Below are 18,785 nucleotides of genomic sequence, written 5' to 3'. Positions count from 1 at the left end.
ATAGGTTCGGCGTGCAAGTGTGGCGACACATTCAGCGGACGAATACTAATCGATCGATGACTTATTCAATAATAATGAAAACCGTGTTTGGTTTTCTGCGCAGCGCATTGTTTCTATCCGGTTTTGAATGTACATGAGCGGCTTGATGCTTCAGCATTTAGCCGGTCAGTACGCCGCATCAGCGGCGTTACCGATTGTACTTTCAATTCAATATTGTCCGGTGGCGATGGCGGAGAGGCCCCACCTGTTCCCATGCCGAACACAGCAGTTAAGCTCTCCAGCGCCGATGGTAGTTGGACTGACGTCCCGTGAGAGTAGGACGCCGCCGGGCAATATACATTTTAATATCAATTAATGGAGAATTAGCTCAGCTGGGAGAGCATCTGCCTTACAAGCAGAGGGTCGGCGGTTCGAACCCGTCATTCTCCACCATTAATTAGCCGGTCTAGCTCAATTGGCAGAGCAACTGACTTGTAATCAGTAGGTTGGGGGTTCGATTCCTCTGGCCGGCACCATTTAATCATTATATGTATATGAGCCATTAGCTCAGTTGGTAGAGCATCTGACTTTTAATCAGAGGGTCAGAGGTTCGAATCCTCTATGGCTCACATATGCGGGTGTGGCGGAACTGGCAGACGCACTAGATTTAGGATCTAGCGCCTTCGGGCGTGGGGGTTCGACTCCCTTCACCCGCACCATTCGCGGAAGTAGTTCAGTGGTAGAACATCACCTTGCCAAGGTGGGGGTCGCGGGTTCGAATCCCGTCTTCCGCTCCATTATTACGCCGGGGTGGCGGAACTGGCAGACGCACAGGACTTAAAATCCTGCGGTAAGTAATTACCGTACCGGTTCGATTCCGGTCCTCGGCACCAGTTTAAAACCTTATATGATGCGCCCGTAGCTCAATTGGATAGAGCGTTTGACTACGGATCAAGAGGCTAGGGGTTCGACTCCTCTCGGGCGCGCTTTAATAATCACGGGAAGTAGCTCAGCTTGGTAGAGCACTTGGTTTGGGACCAAGGGGTCGCAGGTTCGAATCCTGTCTTCCCGACTCTTTAGAAATATGCGGGTGTGGCGGAACTGGCAGACGCACTAGATTTAGGATCTAGCGCCTTCGGGCGTGGGGGTTCGACTCCCTTCACCCGCATCGGAATTTCTTTTATTAAAATGGGGGCTTAGCTCAGCTGGGAGAGCGCCTGCTTTGCACGCAGGAGGTCAGCGGTTCGATCCCGCTAGTCTCCACCATTTTACTCAATATCATATTCATGGCGGCGTAGCTCAGCTGGCTAGAGCGTACGGTTCATACCCGTGAGGTCGGGGGTTCGATCCCCTCCACCGCCATTATTGGACCTTTAGCTCAGTTGGTCAGAGCAAACGGCTCATAACCGTTGGGTCGCAGGTTCGAGTCCTGCAAGGTCCACCATGCTTTAATTGTATATCATACGGAGGAATACCCAAGTCTGGCTGAAGGGATCGGTCTTGAAAACCGACAGGGGCTTAACGGCTCGCGGGGGTTCGAATCCCTCTTCCTCCGCCATTATTAATATTATCGCGGGATAGAGCAGTCTGGAAGCTCGTCGGGCTCATAACCCGGAGGTCGGTGGTTCAAATCCACCTCCCGCAATTTTTTTATTTAATTTATATGTGGTCCCGTGGTGTAGCGGTTAACATGCCTGCCTGTCACGCAGGAGATCGCGGGTTCGATTCCCGTCGGGACCGCCATTTTAATATCTAGTGGTTCAGTAGCTCAGTCGGTAGAGCATGTGATTGAAGCTCACAGTGTCGGCGGTTCGATTCCGTCCTGAACCACCATTTGTGTTGCCGGTCTAGCTCAATTGGCAGAGCAACTGACTTGTAATCAGTAGGTTGGGGGTTCGATTCCTCTGGCCGGCACCATTTTTTCAGCGTATCATGGAGGGGTAGCGAAGTGGCTAAACGCGGCGGACTGTAAATCCGCTCCTTCGGGTTCGGCAGTTCGAATCTGCCCCCCTCCACTCATAGGGGTATAGTTCAATGGTAGAATAGAGGTCTCCAAAACCTTTGATGTGGGTTCAATTCCTACTACCCCTGCCAAATGGCGGTTGTGGTGAAGTGGTTAACACACCGGATTGTGGTTCCGGCATTCGTGGGTTCGATCCCCATCAGCCGCCCCATTATTGGGCTATCGCCAAGCGGTAAGGCAATGGTTTTTGGTACCATCATGCGCAGGTTCGAATCCTGCTAGCCCAGCTTCAAGGCGCCATAGCCAAGTGGTAAGGCCGAGGACTGCAAATCCTCTATCACCGGTTCAAATCCGGTTGGCGCCTCCATTAGTTTTTACACCATGCGGAAGTAGTTTAGTGTTTAGAACATGCTTCTACCTGAAGCAAGACATAGGTTCAAATCCTATCTTCCGCTCCATAAATTTATTAATACTGGGCCACCGTGGCGGAATTGGCAGACGCGCTGGACTCAAAATCCAGTTCCCTTAACGGGAGTGTCGGTTCAAACCCGACCGGTGGTATAAGAAGTCTTCTATTAAATATAAATGGTATATCTGAAATTGCCGATGGCGGCCAGGATGAGACATTTCATCCTGGTCGTCTTTTTTTGCGGATTTAAATAAGAAGGAGGAGATAATACGAATACTAAAGAAAAACCGAAGAACGTTGCTTTACTGGTTAAAGAAATACTTCAAAGGCGATAGGCATTTTGAATACTCAGCTGATGCAAGCATTCCATTCTGAAATATGCCATAATAACACGAAGGTCAAATGGAGGTAGGAATGCTGCATGTCAGATCAATGGTATAAAATTGATAATACAGGTAAGATTTTTCATGCGTTATCAAACGCGGAAAATTCCTTTGTTTTCAGAGTCTCTATGATTTTGACGGAAAGAATAGATCAGAAGCTGCTTCAGCAAGCGTTGGATCGTATTGTCCACCGTTTTCCCACACTGACAGTTTCTTTGAAAAAAGGTCTGTTTTGGGATTATCTCGAGAAGAATGATCAGAGGCTAGTTGTACAGGAAGAGAAGACCTACCCTTGTGCACCCATCGATCCAAAGACCAGTAGCGGATATTTGATCCGTGTCATATACTATAACAATAGAATATCTTTTGAAGTGTTCCACTCACTCACTGATGGCAGTGGGGCGATGGAATTCCTGAAGACGCTGGCCTATCAGTATCTACTTCTAAAAGGGAAGAATATCACTCATGATGGGATGATATTATTGCCATGGGATCCATCAGATACAGAAGAAATCGAAGATAGTTTTTTAAAATATGCATATAAGAATGATGGAAAGTCGATCAGAATGAAAGAAAGTGCAGCCTATCAGATTACAGGCACACCCCTTGAAACGGCAGGCATTAACATCATTCACGGTATAGTGGATGGAAACGCATTGAACCGCCATGCCAAAAGTTCAGGAAAGACTCTCACTGCTTATCTGACAGCACTTCTGATCAAAGTTATCAGTACCGAGCATTCAGGGCGTGATCCGATAGCAATTGCTCTGCCTGTCAATCTGAGACGGCAGTTTCCATCAAAGACAATGAGAAATTTCTTTGCGGTGGCCAATGTAGGTGTTAAAGTGGAAGATGAGACAACTTTCGAAGGTATATTGGATGAAGTTGCTGAAAAGCTTGTATCCCGTACTGCCAAGGAAAGTCTGCAGAAGGGCATCAACCATCATTTTCAGCTGCAGAGAAGGATGATGACACGCGTCATTCCAATATTTCTCAAATATCCTGCGATGAGATATGGGTTCAATCATATCGGTGAGAGAACAAAATCGATGACATTGTCGAATATGGGAAATGTGAAATTGCCGAAGTCCATGGAAGAACATGTCGAACGGATGGATATTGCGCTGTATCCTACGAGTAGAAGTCCAATCAGCTGTGCGGCTGGCACAATCAATGGCCGCATGACGATCACTTTTACACTGTCCATTTCAGAAACTGGCATTGTGAGGGAGTTTTTCAAGGAATTGAAACGGTTGACCGGACTTGAAATAGAGGTTAATTCCAATGAGTGGGGGAACAGCAATGAATCATTGTGAACAGTGCAGTGTCAAATCGAAGCATAATACCTGTCCGTTATGCAGCCGGCGGTTGTCATCCACCTATATTGCGGTGGAGAATAGGCCGTATCCGAAGTATGACAGACAATCACTAGGCAAAAGAAAAGCATCTAAAATTGCCGTATTTGCAGGACTGGCCATCATACTGGCATGCATATTCGTCAATCTGATTGTCATGCCCCATTTTCTATGGGTATTCTACGTCATTGGCTTTGTTGCCTATGCTGTCATTTCACTGAATCACACCGTTCTGTCGAAATCCCACCTTGGCAGCAAGATTGTTGGTCAGGTTGCAAGTCTGACCCTGCTGCTTCTGCTTATAGATTCGCAATCCGGCTTTCTCAATTGGTCGATCAACTATGCAGTACCTTTTCTTATTGTCGCAGGCCTGGTGATGGTTACACTGTCACTTCTGACGAAGCGTTTGAAATGGAAGGGCTATGTCAGCTCCATTTTGATGATTACACTGAGCTTTCTGCCAGCTGCACTGTATTTTTCAGGTTACGCTACGGTCATCTGGCCAAGTGCAGTTGCAAGTCTATATGCTTTCATGCTGGTTGTATTTTTTGGGGTATTTGCCCACCATGCCGTATGGTCCCAGCTGAGCAGAAGACTTCATATCTAATAAAAAAATTCTCCACTTCAACCGAAGTGGAGAATTTTTTTATTGCTCCCTATAGATGATCAGCACAGCAAGTGTACTTCCATATGAGAATTTGATATCGATGATCTCTATCTGATGGTTCTCATAAAGAAATTCGTTCACTTTCTTATCGAGTCCTTTTTCCGTCATTGCACTTATGGTCTTCACCTTCATAGTGCCATCAGCCTCCTCATGTTATCTAATCATATTATCACCTTAAATTGACTGAAAAGTCACGTAATAATGTCGAAGAAATGATAGAGTAGTATTTAAAAGGGGAGATATGAATTGGACAGTTACATCAAATATATGAATCTCAAGTATCATGGTAAGGAACAAAGTCTTTATTTCATCAGCAGTGAGAGTGGCACACAGCAGCTGTGGAAAATGGAAATCGACAGTCGTGAAAAATATAAACTCACCGATTCTGATCAGAACATCAAAAACTTCTGGATTGAAGAGGATCATATTACAGTTGCGACCGACTATCATGGCAACGAAAGGAACCAGTTTCATAAGTTCGACGGCAAGGATATGATTACGCTTGTCGATCAGCCTGATTGTTTCCATCACTATGGGGAATATGATGCAGGCAAGGATATGTATACAGCCATCCGTAATCATCATGCATCCTCGTCTTTCGAGCTATGCAGCATCGATGGTGCGGGTACTGTGGCAGTCATGGGTGAATTCGAAGCCCCCATCCATTTCATCCATGAACTGTCTGAAGGGCAGCTTCTGCTATCAATGGATGTGAATAACGTGGATCAGATGCTGATGGTCTTTGATACAGCGTCGGGAGAAGTGAAGGAGCTTCCGTTTCCACAGGCCAGATTCTCCTCATTCAAGTTTGTTCGGGATACCTGCCTATGCCTCAGCGATCTGGGAAATGGATTCAAAAACATATATGAAATCGATCTGGAAGACGGTACATACGTAAAACGGACCGGATTCAACTGGGACATCGAGCACTTCAAACTATCAAAAGATGATAGGACAGCGATATTATCCTGTAATGAAAACGGCAGCTCCTTACTGTACACATTGGATCTCACAACATGGGAAGTAGTCCAGATGCCCTTCAAAAAGAATGGTGTCATTCATTCATTGTCTATTGGGAGAGCGGATGATGTCTTTCTGATCTATTCTTCCGTCGATCAGCCGCACTGCATCTACCGCTATAGTCTGGATCGGAAGGATTTTGAACTGATCGCCGACAACCTGCCAGCTGAGGAAGTATCATGGCGCATGGCGAGCTATTCATCGTTTGATGGAACTGAGATTCCATATTTCATCTATGAAGCCGAATCGGGTCATGGCGCTGTGATCCACATCCACGGAGGGCCGGAGTCCCAGGCCAGACCGGAATTCAATGCACTCTACCATCTTCTGAACAGAGCAGGCCTATGCGTGGCTGTTCCGAATATACGTGGCAGCATGGGATATGGGCGTACCTACCTTGAAGCGGATGATAGGGAGAAGCGGCTTGATGCAATGAAGGATGTCGTGGAACTTAGACAGCACCTGATCGATACAGATCATGCAGATAGTGCGAATATCAGTGTGATGGGCCGGAGCTATGGTGGTCTGATGACACTGTTGCTAGTTACGCATCATCCGGATTTGTGGACTGCTGCGGTGGATATCGTCGGTATTTCGCACTTGAGGACATTCCTTCTGGGTACGCCACCATGGAGACGCAGTCTGAGAGCTGCGGAGTATGGTTCGATAGAGGGGCAGGGTGAATTCCTGGATGATATCTCGCCACTCACCAGAAGCAGGGATATCACTGCACCTCTGATGATATTCCACAGCCATCACGATTCACGTGTGCCTTATACTGAATCCGTGCAGATGGCGGAAGCTCTGGCAAAAAGTGGGCAGGATGCAGCTTTTACTGCCTATGAAAATGAAGGACACACCTTCATGCACCAGGAGAATATCGATGACATGAATCGGAAGATTGCTGAATTTCTCATTGGATATCATACAAAAGGATAAAAATAAGAAGCACCGCAAGGTGCTTCTTATTTTTTATTCACCCAGTAGTTCTTCAGAAAGGGAGACGATATATTTCAACTTTGCCCACTGGGCTTCCTCTGTGAGCTCATTGCCATGGTGCGTGGAGGCAAATCCGCATTGAGGACTCAGACATATCTGATCTTTCGATACATGCTGCGCAGCTTCCTCGACGCGCTCCCTGATGACATCGGCATTCTCGAGCTCGCCATGTTTCGAAGTAAACAGACCAAGAACAACTTGAGGGCCATTTTCAGGAATATGGGATAATGGCTCGAAATCTCCGGAACGGTCATCGTCATACTCCAGGAAGAAACCGTTGACCTGCTCTTTGGCGAACAGCACAGGGGCAATTTTGGCATAGCTGCCTTCGAATGCCCATTTGGATCGATAGTTCCCGCGGCACAGGTGTGTAGTGACGATCAGATCCTCCGGCTTCTTCTCAAGCGCACCATTGACTACTCTTAAAGCGAGGTTGATCAGCGTCTCCCTGTCGTAGCCGCTATCATTGAATGGCACTTCAGGTGCGCTCAGTCCAGCGATATATACATCATCCAGCTGAAGATATCGGCAGCCTGCATCATAGAAAGCCTGGATGGCATCCTGGTATGCTTTGATGACATCATCTGCATACTCTTCTACATCGGGATAGATGTCCAGGTTTCTTACACCAGCATTGAACAGCTGGTTCGGGCTCGGAATTGTCTGCTTTGCCACTGCGCGGTCACCAACAATCTCCTTGAACTCCTTAAAATCAGCCACATGCGGGTGATCCGGGTTGAATGATACTTTACCGGTTACGCGAATATTGTACCTTTCAGTTTCTATGCCATCGAACTTATAGCCATGATCCGGTATGTATCCTTCCACACCATTCAAATATTCGAGGAAATCGGTATGCCAGAAGCGGCGTCTGAACTCTCCATCGGTTACCGCCTTGAGACCGACTTCAATCTGCTTGTCGACGATACGTGTAATCTCTTCCGTTTCAATCTCTCTCAGCTGTGCGTATGATATTTTGTCCTGGGCATAGTCCTTTCTCGCCTGGTGGATGCTATCAGGGCGCAGCAGGCTGCCCACATGGTCCGCCTTGAATGGTGCCTGTACAGTAGTTTTTGTCATTGTAATCCCTCATTTCCAAATTTTAATATAATAAATCCCCAACTTATCCGGCTAAGATAAATTGGGGAAGAATACCCTTTTACCTTATCTGCGAGCATTGCTCTCTGGATTTAGCACGACACGGAATGTACGTTGCTGAGGTTTCATCGGGCCAGTCCCTCCACCTCTCTCGATAAGAGTCATAATTATTATATTATTGAGTACTCTAAAGGATAAAGAATTTTCTGTCAAGCAAAGCGGAAAATGACTGTTTAAAAATATAACATCTCTTATATAAAGAATAAATTACTTGCAAAAAGTAATCAGGTATTGTAAGATTTAATTATCTTAAATTAGAGATAATATTCAATGGAGGTATTACAATGACTAAATTCGTATCAGATGCAGCGCACTCCGAAGTCGGCTTTCAAGTTAAACACATGATGGTTTCAAAAGTGAAAGGGTACTTCGAATCATTCACATTTGAAGTCGATACAGATAAGCTCGAAACATTCGAGAATGCTGAAGTCTATGCAGAAATCGATGTAGAGAGCATCAGTACTAAAAATGCAGACCGCGACGCCCACCTGAAATCGGAAGACTTCTTCAACGTCGAGAAAAACCCGAAAATCATCTTCAAATCAAGCAACGTTACTAAAAATGGGGATACAGTGACAGTTGATGGCAATGCGACACTCAACGGCATTACTAAAGAAATGAGCATCGACCTGCAGTACAATGGCAAAGGGACGAACCCTTGGGGGCAGGAAGTGCATGGCTTTGAGAGTGAATTTACAATCAATCGTGAAGACTTCGGCCTGACATGGAACCAGCAGCTTGAAACGGGTGGCGTACTCGTCAGCAAAGATGTCAAAGCGATGCTTGAACTGCAATTTTCCGAGAAGAGCGAATAGAATAGGCAGCATTTGATTCAACTGGCCGTGGGGAGTGTGTTTTCACTTCCCATGGTTTTTTTGTATGTAAATGGGGGAAGAAGACAGGATACAGCAGCCTTTCCTTAATTTACAAAAAAATTCAGAAATGTTATACTCTCCGAAGTCCTTCAATAAAGGAGATGGAACATGACAATGAGAAAAAGAAGCGTTCTATCAGGAGCTGCTGTGTCGATACTGCTGCTTTCAGGATGCAGCAACGACATCGAAAGTATACAGCAGGCACTTGCAGATACAGAAGAAAAACAAAATTCGACTGTTGCGGAACTGCAGCAGGTGATAGAACTGGAAAGCCAACTTCAGAGTGCATTTCAAACAGACATATCGGAAGATGAGGACTTGAGTTCCTTTACTGACGGATCTGCTGCTGTCTTTAATAATATCGATGAAAGAAAGCAGTCAGTTGAGAATCTCGAAAGCATCAGCAGTGAACTTTCTGAGCAGACGGAAAGATTTGCAGAAATTGATGTTCAGAGTGTTTCTGAAGAAACCGTCAATGACGTTACAGACACTCTTGGGTCTCTGAGTGGATCAGTTGATGAGTTTGCAGCGACATATGAAGCGGACCTTGAACAGCAGGCAAGCTACTTCGAGTCTCTCGGTCAGGATGATACTACATATGAAACGTTCGAAACAGGTATAGCGTCCATCAATGATAATCGCGAAGCAACACAGTCACTGCTTGTCGACCTGGACGCAGAAATTGATGCCCTGCAGACGTTGAAGAGCGACCTTTCCTCGCAGCTTGATGCAGCTGCCGATGATTGATGATACTAAAGGAGATTAGCATGGTGAAAAAAAGAGTCCTTTTATTAATGTGTTGTGGCGGCATACTATTTGCCGGCTGCCAGAATGACAGTCCGGAAGACGAATCAGACGCTGATGTCTCTTCACAGCAGGCGACCAGCGAAGAGAAACCGGAAGCATCTGAAGAATCATCTGTAGAAGAAGCGACAGAAGAAGCGGAAACAGTTGATGAACCGGAACCGGTCGAAGAAGAAACAGCAGCATATGAGTATAGTGTCAATGAAAATACATATGCAATAGAGCCGGCTGAGGACAGTAGTGCAGAATCACAGGTCGCGCTTCTGACATATGATGACGCACCGGATGGGCACGCTGTCGAGATAGCCGAGATACTTGCACAGCATGATGCACCGGCCATATTCTTCGTCAATGGCATGTACCTCGAATCAGAAGCGGGAAGGTCTGCTCTTGGCACTATTCATGAAATGGGTTTTGAGATCGGCAACCATACACAGACGCATGCCAGTCTGCCGGACATCTCACCGGAAGCGCAACACGCGGAAATAGTGGAGACAAGTGATCTGATTGAAGAGATAACAGGTGAAAGGCCACGATTTTTCCGTGCACCTTTCGGACAGAATACTGAAACATCGAGGCAGATTGCCAGCGAACAAGGCATGGCACTTATGAATTGGACATACGGATATGACTGGGAAGCAGACTATCAGGAAGCGGATGCTCTTGCGGATATCATGGTCAATACAGAATATCTCAATGCCGGCGCCAATCTGCTCATGCATGATCGCGCATGGACACGGGATGCCTCTGCCGATATTGTTGAAGGTCTGAGAGAAAAAGGGTACTCAATTGTAGATCCGGCCAGAATTTCATCCCCAGAGAGAGAGGCGGCATCCGAATGAGAATGCGTATGATTGGTACAGGAATGGCACTCCTATTTTCAAGTCTATTTATCGCAGCAGAAACTGATGCTGCGGAAACTTCAGTACTTGATCTGCATGAAGAACCGATACTGAGTGTACCTGATGAGTTTCCCGAGCAGTTCAAGTACGATAGCGGCTTCGATATCGCCTACCCAGAGGCAGGGGTCAAAGGCATCTATGTATCTGGATATTCCGCAGGCGGTGCAAGAATGGATGATCTGACAGAACTGCTTTCAGGTACAGCGCTGAACGCGATGGTCATCGATGTAAAAGAGGACGAAGGATACATGATGATGGATCTTGATTCTGACAACGAGACGATTCAGTCGCTTTCCCATGAATATGTGAATCCCGAGAAACTGATGTCACATATGGAGCAGGAAGAGATATATCCGATTGCCCGTGTCGTCGTCTTCAAGGATTCACAACTGGCTGAAGCAAAGCCTGAACTCTCCTTTACAGATGAGAACGGCAATGTGTGGAAGAACGGTCGTGGAGAGAGTTTCGTCAATCCCTTCTCAAAGGAAGTATGGGACTATAATGTAGAAGTCGCGAAGCAGGCTGCAAAGCTCGGCTTCAAGGAAATCCAGTTCGACTATGTGCGATTCCCTGAAGGGTTTGAGAACCGTGCAGATACACTCGAGTATACAATGGGCGAATATGAGAGCACGGATATGGATGCGGTCGAGAAGCGCGTTGCTGCTGTGACTGACTTTGTGGACTATGCACAGGATGAACTGGAATCGTATGATGTTGATGTATCCGTCGACATCTTCGGCTATGCAGCCACATTGCCGGAAGCACCGGGTATTGGCCAGAACTTCTCCCAGATATCCAGTAATGTCGATGTCATATCATCCATGATCTACCCGAGCCATTGGGGGAACGGCTATTTTGAAATCGACAGACCTGACCTGGAACCTTATGAAACTATTTCGGAATACATGAAGGTTGAAAATGAAGTGCTCGGACAGCTTGAAGATGCACCCGTATCCCGTCCATGGCTGCAGGATTTCACCGCATCGTATCTTGGTGCTGGAAACTATAAGCAGTATGGGGTTGAGGAGATTGAAGCACAGGTCCAGGCTCTTTACGATAATGGCGTACAGGAGTTCCTGCTGTGGGATGCTTCCAACAAATACACACGCGGCGTGGATTATACCGACGATGGATCGGAGCAGTAGTACAGAACACATAATGGAGATCATGTCCCTCGACATGGTCTCCATTTTATCTGATAATGATTTTAACAGTGAATGACGCGTGCTGAGGAAACAGCAACCGTAAAAGGAGCAGAGCAGATGGATCATAGGATTATTATTGAAGACGCAAAAGCATGGGTACGTGATTTTCATGAAAAGGATGCGACAGGGCATGACTACTGGCATATCGTACGTGTATACAACAATGCCCTGATGCTTCAGGAAAAAGAGGGTGGAGATCGTTTCATCGTCGAAGCGGCAGCCCTCTTCCATGACATGATCGACTATAAGCTGACCGACAGCGTGGATCAGCAGATTGACGAGATAGAAGGGTTTCTGAATGACAGGGGTATAGAGTCTGAGATCATACGCCGCATCATCCATGCCATGCAGGCCGTATCCTTCAAAGGGGGCAGCAACCCTGTTGCTGTGGAATCACTCGAGGATGCAATCGTGCAGGATGCAGATCGTCTGGATGCACTTGGCGCAGTAGGTATCGCACGCACTTTCGTATATGGTGGCAGCAAAGGGCATGATATGCACCAGCCGGATACACAGGTGCGTGAAAATATGACTTTCGAACAGTACAGCCAGGAAGATAGTACGATGATCAGCCATTTCTATGAAAAGCTGCTGAAGCTGAAGTTGCTGATGCATACGGATACTGCAAAGGCGGCTGCCGAAACACGTCACCAGTTCATGGAAATGTACCTGGAACAGTTCTATGCGGAGTGGGACGGCAAAATATAAAAGGGATGGAGAGTGCGCTATGAAGAACCCATTATTTGATAGCTATCCAATTACTGAAACAATGGCGGGATATCAGCCTGTCTTTTGGAAAAATGAGCATTATATGAGCTTTAACCCGGATGATGAGAGTTGGAATTTAAAGATGTCGGATATTCTGGAAGCAGAGGCGCGTCTCGCACGTTTTTCTCCATTCATAGAAGCGGCTTTTCCTGAAACACAGCCGCAGAACGGTGTAATCGAGTCTCCATTGGTCGAAGCGAAGGAAATGAAACAGCACTTGAATGAAAAGTATAATGTCAGCATTAGTGGCGCAGTGTATGTCAAAGCTGATGATCGCCTTTTTGTGTCCGGCTCCGTCAAAGCAAGAGGGGGCATCTATGAAGTGCTCAAATATGCAGAAGATCTTGCCGTTGAGCATAATATGATTGCCCCCGATGATGATTATGCACAGTTCCGGTCGGAGAAGTTTCATCAGTTCTTTTCAGAGCATACGATTGTTTGTGGGTCGACAGGGAACCTCGGTCTCAGCATCGGCATCATCAGTGCTGAACTCGGCTTCAAAGTAATCATTCATATGTCGAGTGATGCAAAGCAGTGGAAGAAGAATATGCTGCGTAAGCGCGGTGTCATGGTCGTCGAACATGAAGACGATTACAGCAAGGCTGTAGAAGCGGGCCGTGAAATGGCAATACAGGATGACCACAGCTACTTTATTGACGACGAGGATTCAGTGCCTTTATTTCTTGGCTATGCCGTAGCCGCACTGCGACTTAAGGGTCAGCTTGAAGCACAAGGTATCAAGGTCGATGCCGAGCATCCCCTGTATGTCTATCTGCCATGCGGCGTCGGAAGTGCACCTGGTGGCATCAGTTTCGGTCTGAAGCAGGTTTTCGGCGATGCCGTGCATCCGGTCTTTGCAGAACCGGTCCAATCACCTTGCATGCTGCTCGGTATTTTGACTGGATTGCATGATGGTATTGCAGTGGGTGACATCGGACTCGATAACCGGACAATTGCCGATGGCCTCGCTGTCGGCAGACCATCAAAATTTGTCGGCAAAATGCTTGAGAAGCACATTCACTCATTCTTTACGGTGGAAGATGCAGAAATGCATGCTCTTTTGGCTGCAGCGCATGACCTTGAAAATATGAAGATGGAACCTTCAGCAGCAACCGGTTTCCCGGGCCCCGCCATAATCCATCAGCATCCAGAAGCCCCTCATCTGAGTAACGCGACGCATATCGTATGGAGTACAGGCGGCAGCATGGTACCGGATGCAGAATGGCAATCGGACTATGAGGCAGGAAAGGCGTAGGCTGCAAGATCCGATAGTCTTTCTGTTTGTCAGGCACGGAAAGTGAATGTATAATATAATGATTGCAATTTAGCGCATCCGTATATACTAATAAACTTCCTTATATGGAAAAGGCAGGTGAAAATATGAATAGGCACGAATTCAAACAGAAGGTCATCGACTATGCGCATTCAATAGGAATTGATGAGATCGGCTTCACCCATGCCGAACCATTTCATGAGCTCAGGGAGAAGCTGGTGGACTATCATGCGAATGGGTACGCCTCGGGGTTCGAGAAGGGGACGATTGACGAACGGACCGATCCGAAACTGTCTCTTGATTCTGCACAGAGCATCATCTCGATTGCCGTCGGCTATCCGAACCGGCTGCCGGATGCGCCAAAGAGCAGAAAAGGCGAGCGACGTGGACTGTTTGCAAGAGCATCTTGGGGTGTCGACTATCATACACTGCTGAACTGTAGGCTTGAAAAGCTGGAAGCCTATATCAGCTCCCTCGATCCTTCCATTGAGATGAAATCCATGGTGGATACGGGGGTCATGAGTGACAGGGAAGTTGCGAGACGCAGCGGTCTCGGCTATATCGGCAAAAATGGATTCGTCATCAATCCGAATCTTGGCACATACTCCTACCTTGGCGAGATGCTTACGAGCTATCCGTTCCCTCCGGACGAGGAACTGATCGATTCGTGCGGCGACTGCAATCTGTGTGTCGATCGTTGTCCGACAGGAGCACTGGTCGGCAATGGACAGTTGAACTCACAGAAGTGCATTTCCTACCTGACCCAGACGAAAGGTTTCCTGCCTGACGAGTACCGCGGCAAGATCGGCAATCGTCTGTATGGATGTGATACATGCCAGCAGGTGTGCCCGAGAAACAAGGGAATAAATACCGATCATCACGACGATATCGTACTTGAACCTGAAATTCTCAAACCGGAGCTGACCGGGCTGCTTGAAATATCGAATAGGGAATTCAAGGAGACCTACGGTCATCTGGCTGGTGTGTGGAGAGGGAAGAAGCCCATTCAGCGCAATGCCATCATTGCACTTGCACATTTCAAGGAGGAAGGTGCAGTCGACGTGCTGAAGAGTGTGGCGGAAAATGACCCGAGACCCGTGATCAAAGGTACCGCCTACTGGGCTGTCGGCCAGATAGAAGGAGACGGCGCACTTGATTATATAAATGAAAGATTTAAAATGGAAACAGACGAAGCAGTCAGGGATGAGATGCTGAAAGGCATCCAGGAAGTGGTCTAGGAGGATTCAATGCCAAATCATATTGTTCTATATCAACCAGAAATACCGAATAACACGGGGAATATCGGCAGGACGTGTGCAGCGACGGATACGACACTGCATCTGATCCATCCGCTTGGATTTTCCACCGACGACAAGATGCTCAAAAGAGCAGGACTCGACTACTGGCCGAATATCAATGTCGTCCATCACGGCTCTGTAGAAGCATTCTTCGAGGAGACGGAAGGCAACTACTACCTCCTCACCAAGTTTGCAACAAAGTACTACACTGATCTCGATTATAGTAATCATGCTGAGAACCATTACTTCGTCTTCGGAAGGGAGACTTCAGGCCTTCCGGACTGGATGAAGGAAAAATATGCAGATACCGCACTCAGAGTACCCATGACCGACAAGGTCCGGTCTCTCAATCTGGCGAATACCGCTGCAATTCTTGTATATGAAGCGCTGAAGCAGCAGTCGTTCCCACAACTACATTAGGAGGCAGAACATGAACCCAGTTATTGAACTATTGAATAATCACCGCTCCATCAGGAAATTCAAGGACGAGGCACTGGACAAGGAAACAGTCCGGACGCTTGTCACTGCTGCCCAGTCTGCAAGTACATCGAGCTATGTGCAGGCGTACAGCATCATGGGTGTCACGGATAAGGATAAGAAAGCCGCTCTCAGAGAAATCAGCACCCAGCCCTATGTGGAGCATAATGGTCACCTTTTCGTCTTCCTGATCGACTACAACCGTCACGTCGAACTGTCTAAAGATAAAGGGGAGCCGATTGCCTTCGATAAGACTGAACAGCTGATCGTCGGAACAGTTGATGCTGCACTGGCTGCACAGAATCTGGCAGTGGCGGCTGAAAGCATGGAACTCGGCATCTGCTATATCGGTTCCTTGAGAAATGATATGGCCCGCGTCATAGAAATTCTCGAACTCCCAAAAGGTGTGGTGCCGCTTTTCGGAATGGTCGCAGGCCATCCGGATCATTCAGGCAGCAAGAAGGAAAGACTGCCGTTTGAAGCGGTATACCATGAAAATACGTATCAGCCGGTCGGCGAACTGAAAGACGTCATCGATGACTATGATGCACGCATAAGCGACTACTACAGCGACCGCACTGAGGGCAGGCGCCGTGATACTTGGAGCGACCAGGTCATCGGCATGCTCGGACAGAAGCAGCGTCTTGATGTTGATGGTGTAGTGAAGGGCCAGGGCTTCCTCGGCCAATAAAAATAAGCCATGCATATGCATGGCTTATTTTTATTGATATTATATTTTCTCTTCGCCGTTATCCCTGTAGCCCCACTCTGACTCACGGCTGGATGCCAGAATAGAAGCAATGAAGGATATGCTGACCATCAGTATTAGAAATGCTTTCATGATTCGCGCCTCCTAATTTTCCATACATAACATCATTATAAACGATATCTGATAAAGAAAAAAGCTGAAAAGCCATAAAAGTTTTGTTAGAGATCCCTGTGATAAGGGTAGAATAAGAAAGACATTGAGAAATCTAGGGGGAATCAACATGGCAATGAATTTTAAAATTTTCCAGGATAAAGAACTGGTCAGCATCTATATGGCCGATATTATCAGAAAACAGGTCCACAACAACCCGACAAGCGTAATAGGTCTTGAATTGAATGAGGAGTTGGACTGGACCTATAAGAAATTTGTAGGTGAATCCAAGCAGCATCCGGCAGATTTCTCACAGATCTATCTTGTTGCCATCAATCGGGATGGAGACAGTGAAATATTCGAGAAACTTGATATACCGGATGACCAGCTTAAACTCGATGGCTCTGCCGATACAATGAAGAAGGTGCTTGATGACAAGGATCAGGCGAATCTTACAGTACTTTCCATCGGAGCCAATAAAAATCTCGGATATACAGAATCCGGTGACAATGACCAGCTGTTTGATTCCAGGGAACTGATGCTTGTCGCTACCGGAAGTGACAAGGCCGAAGCAATCAGAAGCCTGTATGACGCAGTCGAGAACAATGATGATGATTTCGGCAAGATCAAAAAGCACCGCATGGTGACAGTCGTGATGGACACGGAAGCCGCTTCACGTCTGGATCAGGATATCGTTGAATACTACACTTCCGAGTTTGCTTAGAAATGAGGAATAGTATGAAAAAGGATAAGGAGATCGACTACAGGACGGATATCGAGCCTGAAGAGAACGAGATGACCCAGGACATGGAAGATGTGAAAGCACTCGGGAAAGAAATGGAGCAGTTGTCGCAGAATGAAGACTATCCAATCGATTCTTCCGATGATGAGTCGCATGGATTGGGCCCCGATAACAACTAAATGTTATGAAACAGATGAATCCTTCTGAAAATTAGTATAAAATATTTTATGTATACTAATTATTCAGGAGGTTTTTTGATTGTCATATAGAATAGAGAAGGATACGATCGGTGAAATTGAAGTTCCGAGCGATAAATACTGGGCGGCACAGACGGAAAGAAGCAGGCAGAACTTCCCTGTTGGCAAGGAAAAGATGCCTCTTGAAGTCATTGTTGCCTTTGCACATCTGAAGAAGGCTGCTGCAGTGGCTAATCATGCACTCGGCAAATTATCGGATGATAAGAAAGCGGCCATTGTCCATGCATGCAACCGGATCATAGCACGTGAACTGGATGAGCATTTCCCGCTCGTTGTCTGGCAGACCGGCAGTGGTACCCAGAGCAATATGAATGTCAATGAGGTTGTCAGCTACGTAGCAAACGAATATCTCACCAACCAGGGCAGTGAAGAAAAAGTCCATCCGAATGACGACGTCAATAAATCCCAAAGCTCCAATGATACTTATCCTACAGCCATGCATGTTGCACTCTATCAGGCTGTTGAAGCACAGCTCATTCCTGCTCTTGCCGTACTGAGATCGACATTTGAACAAAAGGAAGCCGAGTTCAAGGATATCATCAAGATCGGCCGTACCCATCTTCAGGATGCGACACCTCTGACACTGGGTCAGGAAATCAGCGGCTGGAGATATATGCTTGAAAAGTGCGAAACGCTTGTCAATGAGTCCAAACAGCAGCTCAAAAACCTGGCAATCGGGGGCACAGCTGTCGGTACGGGCATCAACGCCCACCCTGAGTTCGGCGACAGGGTCGCACAAGAGATCTCGAATCAGACAGGATATCAATTTGTGTCCTCACCGAATAAGTTTCATGCGCTCACTTCCCATGACGAAGTGGTATACCTCCACGGCGCGCTGAAAGCATTGGCGGCGGATCTCATGAAGATTGCCAATGACGTCAGATGGCTTTCCTCAGGACCAAGAGCGGGCATAGCTGAAATTGAAATTCCAGCCAATGAACCTGGCTCCTCCATCATGCCGGGCAAAGTCAATCCGACCCAGTCCGAAATGCTTACCATGGTGGCCACCCAGGTGTTCGGAAATGACGCAGCAGTCGGTTTTGCCGCTTCCCAGGGTAATTTTGAACTGAATGTGTTCAAGCCGGTCATCCTCTATAACGCGCTGCAGTCGATCTATCTGCTATCGGATGGCATGAAGACGTTTAATGACAAGTGTGCTGTGGGAATAGAGCCTGTAGAAGAAAATATAGAGCGGTTCCTGAATAATTCATTGATGCTGGTTACAGCACTCAATCCGCATATAGGGTATGAAAACGCAGCAAAAATTGCAAAAAATGCCCACGAAAAAGGTATCACACTGAAAGAATCTGCAGTAGAGTCCGGCCATCTTACTGAAGCCCAGTTTGACGAGTGGATCAATCCGGCAGATATGATTCAATCAAAGAGTTAGGA

At 46.9% G+C, this 18,785-nt stretch carries 17 protein-coding genes, 24 tRNA genes, 1 rRNA gene and 1 riboswitch; of the genes, 40 read left to right on the top strand and 2 right to left on the bottom strand.

From position 1 onward, the window contains the following. Window positions 1–216: 216 nt before the first annotated feature. From rrf to GQ671_RS04745, 27 genes are all read left to right on the top strand, one after another. Window positions 217–331: ribosomal RNA gene (gene rrf, locus GQ671_RS04875) — 5S ribosomal RNA — on the top strand. 25 nt (window positions 332–356) lie between these two features. Then, window positions 357–432, top strand: a tRNA-Val gene (locus GQ671_RS04870). A gap of 7 nt (window positions 433–439) precedes the next feature. Then, window positions 440–515, top strand: a tRNA-Thr gene (locus GQ671_RS04865). A 20-nt stretch (window positions 516–535) separates the two neighbouring features. Beyond that, window positions 536–608, top strand: a tRNA-Lys gene (locus GQ671_RS04860). Between the two features lie 5 nt (window positions 609–613). Then, window positions 614–698: transfer RNA gene (locus GQ671_RS04855), tRNA-Leu, on the top strand. Window positions 699–701: 3 nt separating this feature from the next. Continuing rightward, window positions 702–776: transfer RNA gene (locus GQ671_RS04850), tRNA-Gly, on the top strand. 7 nt (window positions 777–783) lie between these two features. After that, window positions 784–872, top strand: a tRNA-Leu gene (locus tag GQ671_RS04845). 19 nt (window positions 873–891) lie between these two features. Next, window positions 892–965 (top strand) — tRNA-Arg (locus GQ671_RS04840). 12 nt (window positions 966–977) lie between these two features. Continuing rightward, window positions 978–1,051: transfer RNA gene (locus GQ671_RS04835), tRNA-Pro, on the top strand. Window positions 1,052–1,065: 14 nt separating this feature from the next. Further along, window positions 1,066–1,147, top strand: a tRNA-Leu gene (locus tag GQ671_RS04830). Window positions 1,148–1,169: 22 nt separating this feature from the next. Beyond that, a tRNA-Ala gene (locus GQ671_RS04825) sits at window positions 1,170–1,245 on the top strand. A 22-nt stretch (window positions 1,246–1,267) separates the two neighbouring features. Further along, window positions 1,268–1,341: transfer RNA gene (locus GQ671_RS04820), tRNA-Met, on the top strand. Between the two features lie 5 nt (window positions 1,342–1,346). Beyond that, a tRNA-Ile gene (locus tag GQ671_RS04815) sits at window positions 1,347–1,423 on the top strand. Window positions 1,424–1,444: 21 nt separating this feature from the next. Then, window positions 1,445–1,537, top strand: a tRNA-Ser gene (locus tag GQ671_RS04810). 13 nt (window positions 1,538–1,550) lie between these two features. After that, a tRNA-Met gene (locus tag GQ671_RS04805) sits at window positions 1,551–1,624 on the top strand. A gap of 22 nt (window positions 1,625–1,646) precedes the next feature. After that, window positions 1,647–1,722 (top strand) — tRNA-Asp (locus GQ671_RS04800). Between the two features lie 14 nt (window positions 1,723–1,736). Then, window positions 1,737–1,812, top strand: a tRNA-Phe gene (locus GQ671_RS04795). Between the two features lie 8 nt (window positions 1,813–1,820). Continuing rightward, window positions 1,821–1,896: transfer RNA gene (locus tag GQ671_RS04790), tRNA-Thr, on the top strand. Window positions 1,897–1,913: 17 nt separating this feature from the next. Further along, a tRNA-Tyr gene (locus GQ671_RS04785) sits at window positions 1,914–1,994 on the top strand. Window positions 1,995–1,999: 5 nt separating this feature from the next. Then, window positions 2,000–2,073, top strand: a tRNA-Trp gene (locus GQ671_RS04780). A gap of 4 nt (window positions 2,074–2,077) precedes the next feature. Further along, window positions 2,078–2,153: transfer RNA gene (locus GQ671_RS04775), tRNA-His, on the top strand. A gap of 4 nt (window positions 2,154–2,157) precedes the next feature. Next, window positions 2,158–2,229 (top strand) — tRNA-Gln (locus GQ671_RS04770). Window positions 2,230–2,235: 6 nt separating this feature from the next. After that, window positions 2,236–2,309: transfer RNA gene (locus GQ671_RS04765), tRNA-Cys, on the top strand. A gap of 16 nt (window positions 2,310–2,325) precedes the next feature. Further along, window positions 2,326–2,400 (top strand) — tRNA-OTHER (locus tag GQ671_RS04760). Window positions 2,401–2,418: 18 nt separating this feature from the next. Beyond that, window positions 2,419–2,503: transfer RNA gene (locus tag GQ671_RS04755), tRNA-Leu, on the top strand. 359 nt (window positions 2,504–2,862) lie between these two features. Next, window positions 2,863–4,050: an alcohol acetyltransferase gene (locus GQ671_RS04750; RefSeq protein ID WP_246153157.1), complete on the top strand. Its 1,188-nt coding sequence runs from the start codon at window positions 2,863–2,865 to the stop codon at window positions 4,048–4,050. Continuing rightward, a complete protein-coding gene (locus GQ671_RS04745) occupies window positions 4,037–4,696 on the top strand; it encodes a DUF6320 domain-containing protein (protein WP_160653404.1) in 660 nt (219 codons plus the stop codon). Before GQ671_RS04750 ends, GQ671_RS04745 begins: the two co-directional genes overlap by 14 nt. Before the next feature lie 39 nt (window positions 4,697–4,735). On the opposite strand, the gene GQ671_RS04740 is transcribed toward GQ671_RS04745, so the two are convergent. After that, window positions 4,736–4,888 (bottom strand): sporulation protein Cse60, encoded by a 153-nt coding sequence (locus GQ671_RS04740; protein WP_160653402.1) that lies wholly within the window; start codon window positions 4,886–4,888, stop codon window positions 4,736–4,738. A 135-nt stretch (window positions 4,889–5,023) separates the two neighbouring features. Here GQ671_RS04740 and GQ671_RS04735 point away from each other — a divergent pair, with 135 nt between their 5' ends. Beyond that, the gene (locus tag GQ671_RS04735) at window positions 5,024–6,715 is read left to right on the top strand and encodes a S9 family peptidase (protein WP_160653399.1); all 1,692 of its coding nucleotides are present in this window, start codon (window positions 5,024–5,026) and stop codon (window positions 6,713–6,715) included. 33 nt (window positions 6,716–6,748) lie between these two features. On the opposite strand, the gene GQ671_RS04730 is transcribed toward GQ671_RS04735, so the two are convergent. Next, the gene (locus GQ671_RS04730; protein ID WP_160653396.1) at window positions 6,749–7,855 is read right to left on the bottom strand and encodes a 5-methyltetrahydropteroyltriglutamate--homocysteine S-methyltransferase; all 1,107 of its coding nucleotides are present in this window, start codon (window positions 7,853–7,855) and stop codon (window positions 6,749–6,751) included. 81 nt (window positions 7,856–7,936) lie between these two features. Continuing rightward, window positions 7,937–8,034, bottom strand: a riboswitch (SAM riboswitch). Between the two features lie 183 nt (window positions 8,035–8,217). Between GQ671_RS04730 and GQ671_RS04725 the strand changes: the two genes are divergently transcribed. The 12 genes from GQ671_RS04725 to fumC all read left to right on the top strand — a co-directional run bounded on the left by GQ671_RS04725 (window position 8,218) and on the right by fumC (window position 18,783). Next, on the top strand, window positions 8,218–8,748 hold the full coding sequence (locus GQ671_RS04725) for a YceI family protein (protein ID WP_160653393.1): 531 nt from the start codon (window positions 8,218–8,220) through the stop codon (window positions 8,746–8,748). 168 nt (window positions 8,749–8,916) lie between these two features. Then, window positions 8,917–9,555 (top strand): YkyA family protein, encoded by a 639-nt coding sequence (locus tag GQ671_RS04720; RefSeq protein WP_160653390.1) that lies wholly within the window; start codon window positions 8,917–8,919, stop codon window positions 9,553–9,555. Between the two features lie 20 nt (window positions 9,556–9,575). Continuing rightward, the gene (locus GQ671_RS04715; RefSeq protein ID WP_211364884.1) at window positions 9,576–10,454 is read left to right on the top strand and encodes a polysaccharide deacetylase family protein; all 879 of its coding nucleotides are present in this window, start codon (window positions 9,576–9,578) and stop codon (window positions 10,452–10,454) included. Beyond that, complete coding sequence (locus GQ671_RS04710) at window positions 10,451–11,659, top strand: putative glycoside hydrolase (protein ID WP_246153156.1); 1,209 nt, start codon at window positions 10,451–10,453, stop codon at window positions 11,657–11,659. Before GQ671_RS04715 ends, GQ671_RS04710 begins: the two co-directional genes overlap by 4 nt. A 117-nt stretch (window positions 11,660–11,776) precedes the next feature. Next, window positions 11,777–12,427, top strand: a complete 651-nt coding sequence (locus GQ671_RS04705; RefSeq protein WP_160653388.1) for an HD domain-containing protein — start codon at window positions 11,777–11,779, stop codon at window positions 12,425–12,427. A 19-nt stretch (window positions 12,428–12,446) separates the two neighbouring features. Then, window positions 12,447–13,742 (top strand): D-serine ammonia-lyase, encoded by a 1,296-nt coding sequence (locus tag GQ671_RS04700; protein WP_246153155.1) that lies wholly within the window; start codon window positions 12,447–12,449, stop codon window positions 13,740–13,742. A 125-nt stretch (window positions 13,743–13,867) separates the two neighbouring features. After that, complete coding sequence (gene queG, locus GQ671_RS04695) at window positions 13,868–14,998, top strand: tRNA epoxyqueuosine(34) reductase QueG (protein WP_160653383.1); 1,131 nt, start codon at window positions 13,868–13,870, stop codon at window positions 14,996–14,998. 9 nt (window positions 14,999–15,007) lie between these two features. Next, entirely contained in the window at window positions 15,008–15,478 is a 471-nt protein-coding gene (gene trmL, locus GQ671_RS04690; protein ID WP_160653380.1) for a tRNA (uridine(34)/cytosine(34)/5-carboxymethylaminomethyluridine(34)-2'-O)-methyltransferase TrmL, read from the top strand. Window positions 15,479–15,488: 10 nt separating this feature from the next. Beyond that, window positions 15,489–16,226: an oxygen-insensitive NADPH nitroreductase gene (gene nfsA / locus GQ671_RS04685; protein ID WP_160653377.1), complete on the top strand. Its 738-nt coding sequence runs from the start codon at window positions 15,489–15,491 to the stop codon at window positions 16,224–16,226. A 298-nt stretch (window positions 16,227–16,524) separates the two neighbouring features. Beyond that, entirely contained in the window at window positions 16,525–17,118 is a 594-nt protein-coding gene (locus GQ671_RS04680; RefSeq protein WP_160653374.1) for a sugar phosphate isomerase family, read from the top strand. A gap of 14 nt (window positions 17,119–17,132) precedes the next feature. Next, on the top strand, window positions 17,133–17,315 hold the full coding sequence (locus tag GQ671_RS04675) for an SAS053 family DNA gyrase inhibitor (RefSeq protein WP_160653369.1): 183 nt from the start codon (window positions 17,133–17,135) through the stop codon (window positions 17,313–17,315). Between the two features lie 79 nt (window positions 17,316–17,394). Continuing rightward, entirely contained in the window at window positions 17,395–18,783 is a 1,389-nt protein-coding gene (gene fumC / locus GQ671_RS04670; RefSeq protein WP_160653366.1) for a class II fumarate hydratase, read from the top strand. Window positions 18,784–18,785 lie beyond the last annotated feature (2 nt).

The organism is Salinicoccus hispanicus (genome assembly GCF_009831115.1).
Classification (GTDB): Bacteria; Bacillota; Bacilli; order Staphylococcales; family Salinicoccaceae; genus Salinicoccus; species Salinicoccus hispanicus.
The sequence above is the reverse complement of the archived record's forward strand: the minus strand, read 5'-3'. Positions and strand labels throughout refer to the sequence as shown.

Excerpts from the sequence above, each read along its gene's own strand:
- GQ671_RS04750 (WP_246153157.1), top strand. The coding sequence starts at position 2,863 with ATGATTTTGACGGAAAGAATAGATCAGAAGCTGCTTCAGCAAGCGTTG.
- GQ671_RS04745 (WP_160653404.1), top strand. The coding sequence starts at position 4,037 with ATGAATCATTGTGAACAGTGCAGTGTCAAATCGAAGCATAATACCTGT.
- GQ671_RS04740 (WP_160653402.1), bottom strand. The coding sequence starts at position 4,888 with ATGAAGGTGAAGACCATAAGTGCAATGACGGAAAAAGGACTCGATAAG.
- GQ671_RS04735 (WP_160653399.1), top strand. The coding sequence starts at position 5,024 with ATGAATCTCAAGTATCATGGTAAGGAACAAAGTCTTTATTTCATCAGC.
- GQ671_RS04730 (WP_160653396.1), bottom strand. The coding sequence starts at position 7,855 with ATGACAAAAACTACTGTACAGGCACCATTCAAGGCGGACCATGTGGGC.
- GQ671_RS04725 (WP_160653393.1), top strand. The coding sequence starts at position 8,218 with ATGACTAAATTCGTATCAGATGCAGCGCACTCCGAAGTCGGCTTTCAA.
- GQ671_RS04720 (WP_160653390.1), top strand. The coding sequence starts at position 8,917 with ATGACAATGAGAAAAAGAAGCGTTCTATCAGGAGCTGCTGTGTCGATA.
- GQ671_RS04715 (WP_211364884.1), top strand. The coding sequence starts at position 9,576 with ATGGTGAAAAAAAGAGTCCTTTTATTAATGTGTTGTGGCGGCATACTA.
- GQ671_RS04710 (WP_246153156.1), top strand. The coding sequence starts at position 10,451 with ATGAGAATGCGTATGATTGGTACAGGAATGGCACTCCTATTTTCAAGT.
- GQ671_RS04705 (WP_160653388.1), top strand. The coding sequence starts at position 11,777 with ATGGATCATAGGATTATTATTGAAGACGCAAAAGCATGGGTACGTGAT.
- GQ671_RS04700 (WP_246153155.1), top strand. The coding sequence starts at position 12,447 with ATGAAGAACCCATTATTTGATAGCTATCCAATTACTGAAACAATGGCG.
- queG (WP_160653383.1), top strand. The coding sequence starts at position 13,868 with ATGAATAGGCACGAATTCAAACAGAAGGTCATCGACTATGCGCATTCA.
- trmL (WP_160653380.1), top strand. The coding sequence starts at position 15,008 with ATGCCAAATCATATTGTTCTATATCAACCAGAAATACCGAATAACACG.
- nfsA (WP_160653377.1), top strand. The coding sequence starts at position 15,489 with ATGAACCCAGTTATTGAACTATTGAATAATCACCGCTCCATCAGGAAA.
- GQ671_RS04680 (WP_160653374.1), top strand. The coding sequence starts at position 16,525 with ATGGCAATGAATTTTAAAATTTTCCAGGATAAAGAACTGGTCAGCATC.
- GQ671_RS04675 (WP_160653369.1), top strand. The coding sequence starts at position 17,133 with ATGAAAAAGGATAAGGAGATCGACTACAGGACGGATATCGAGCCTGAA.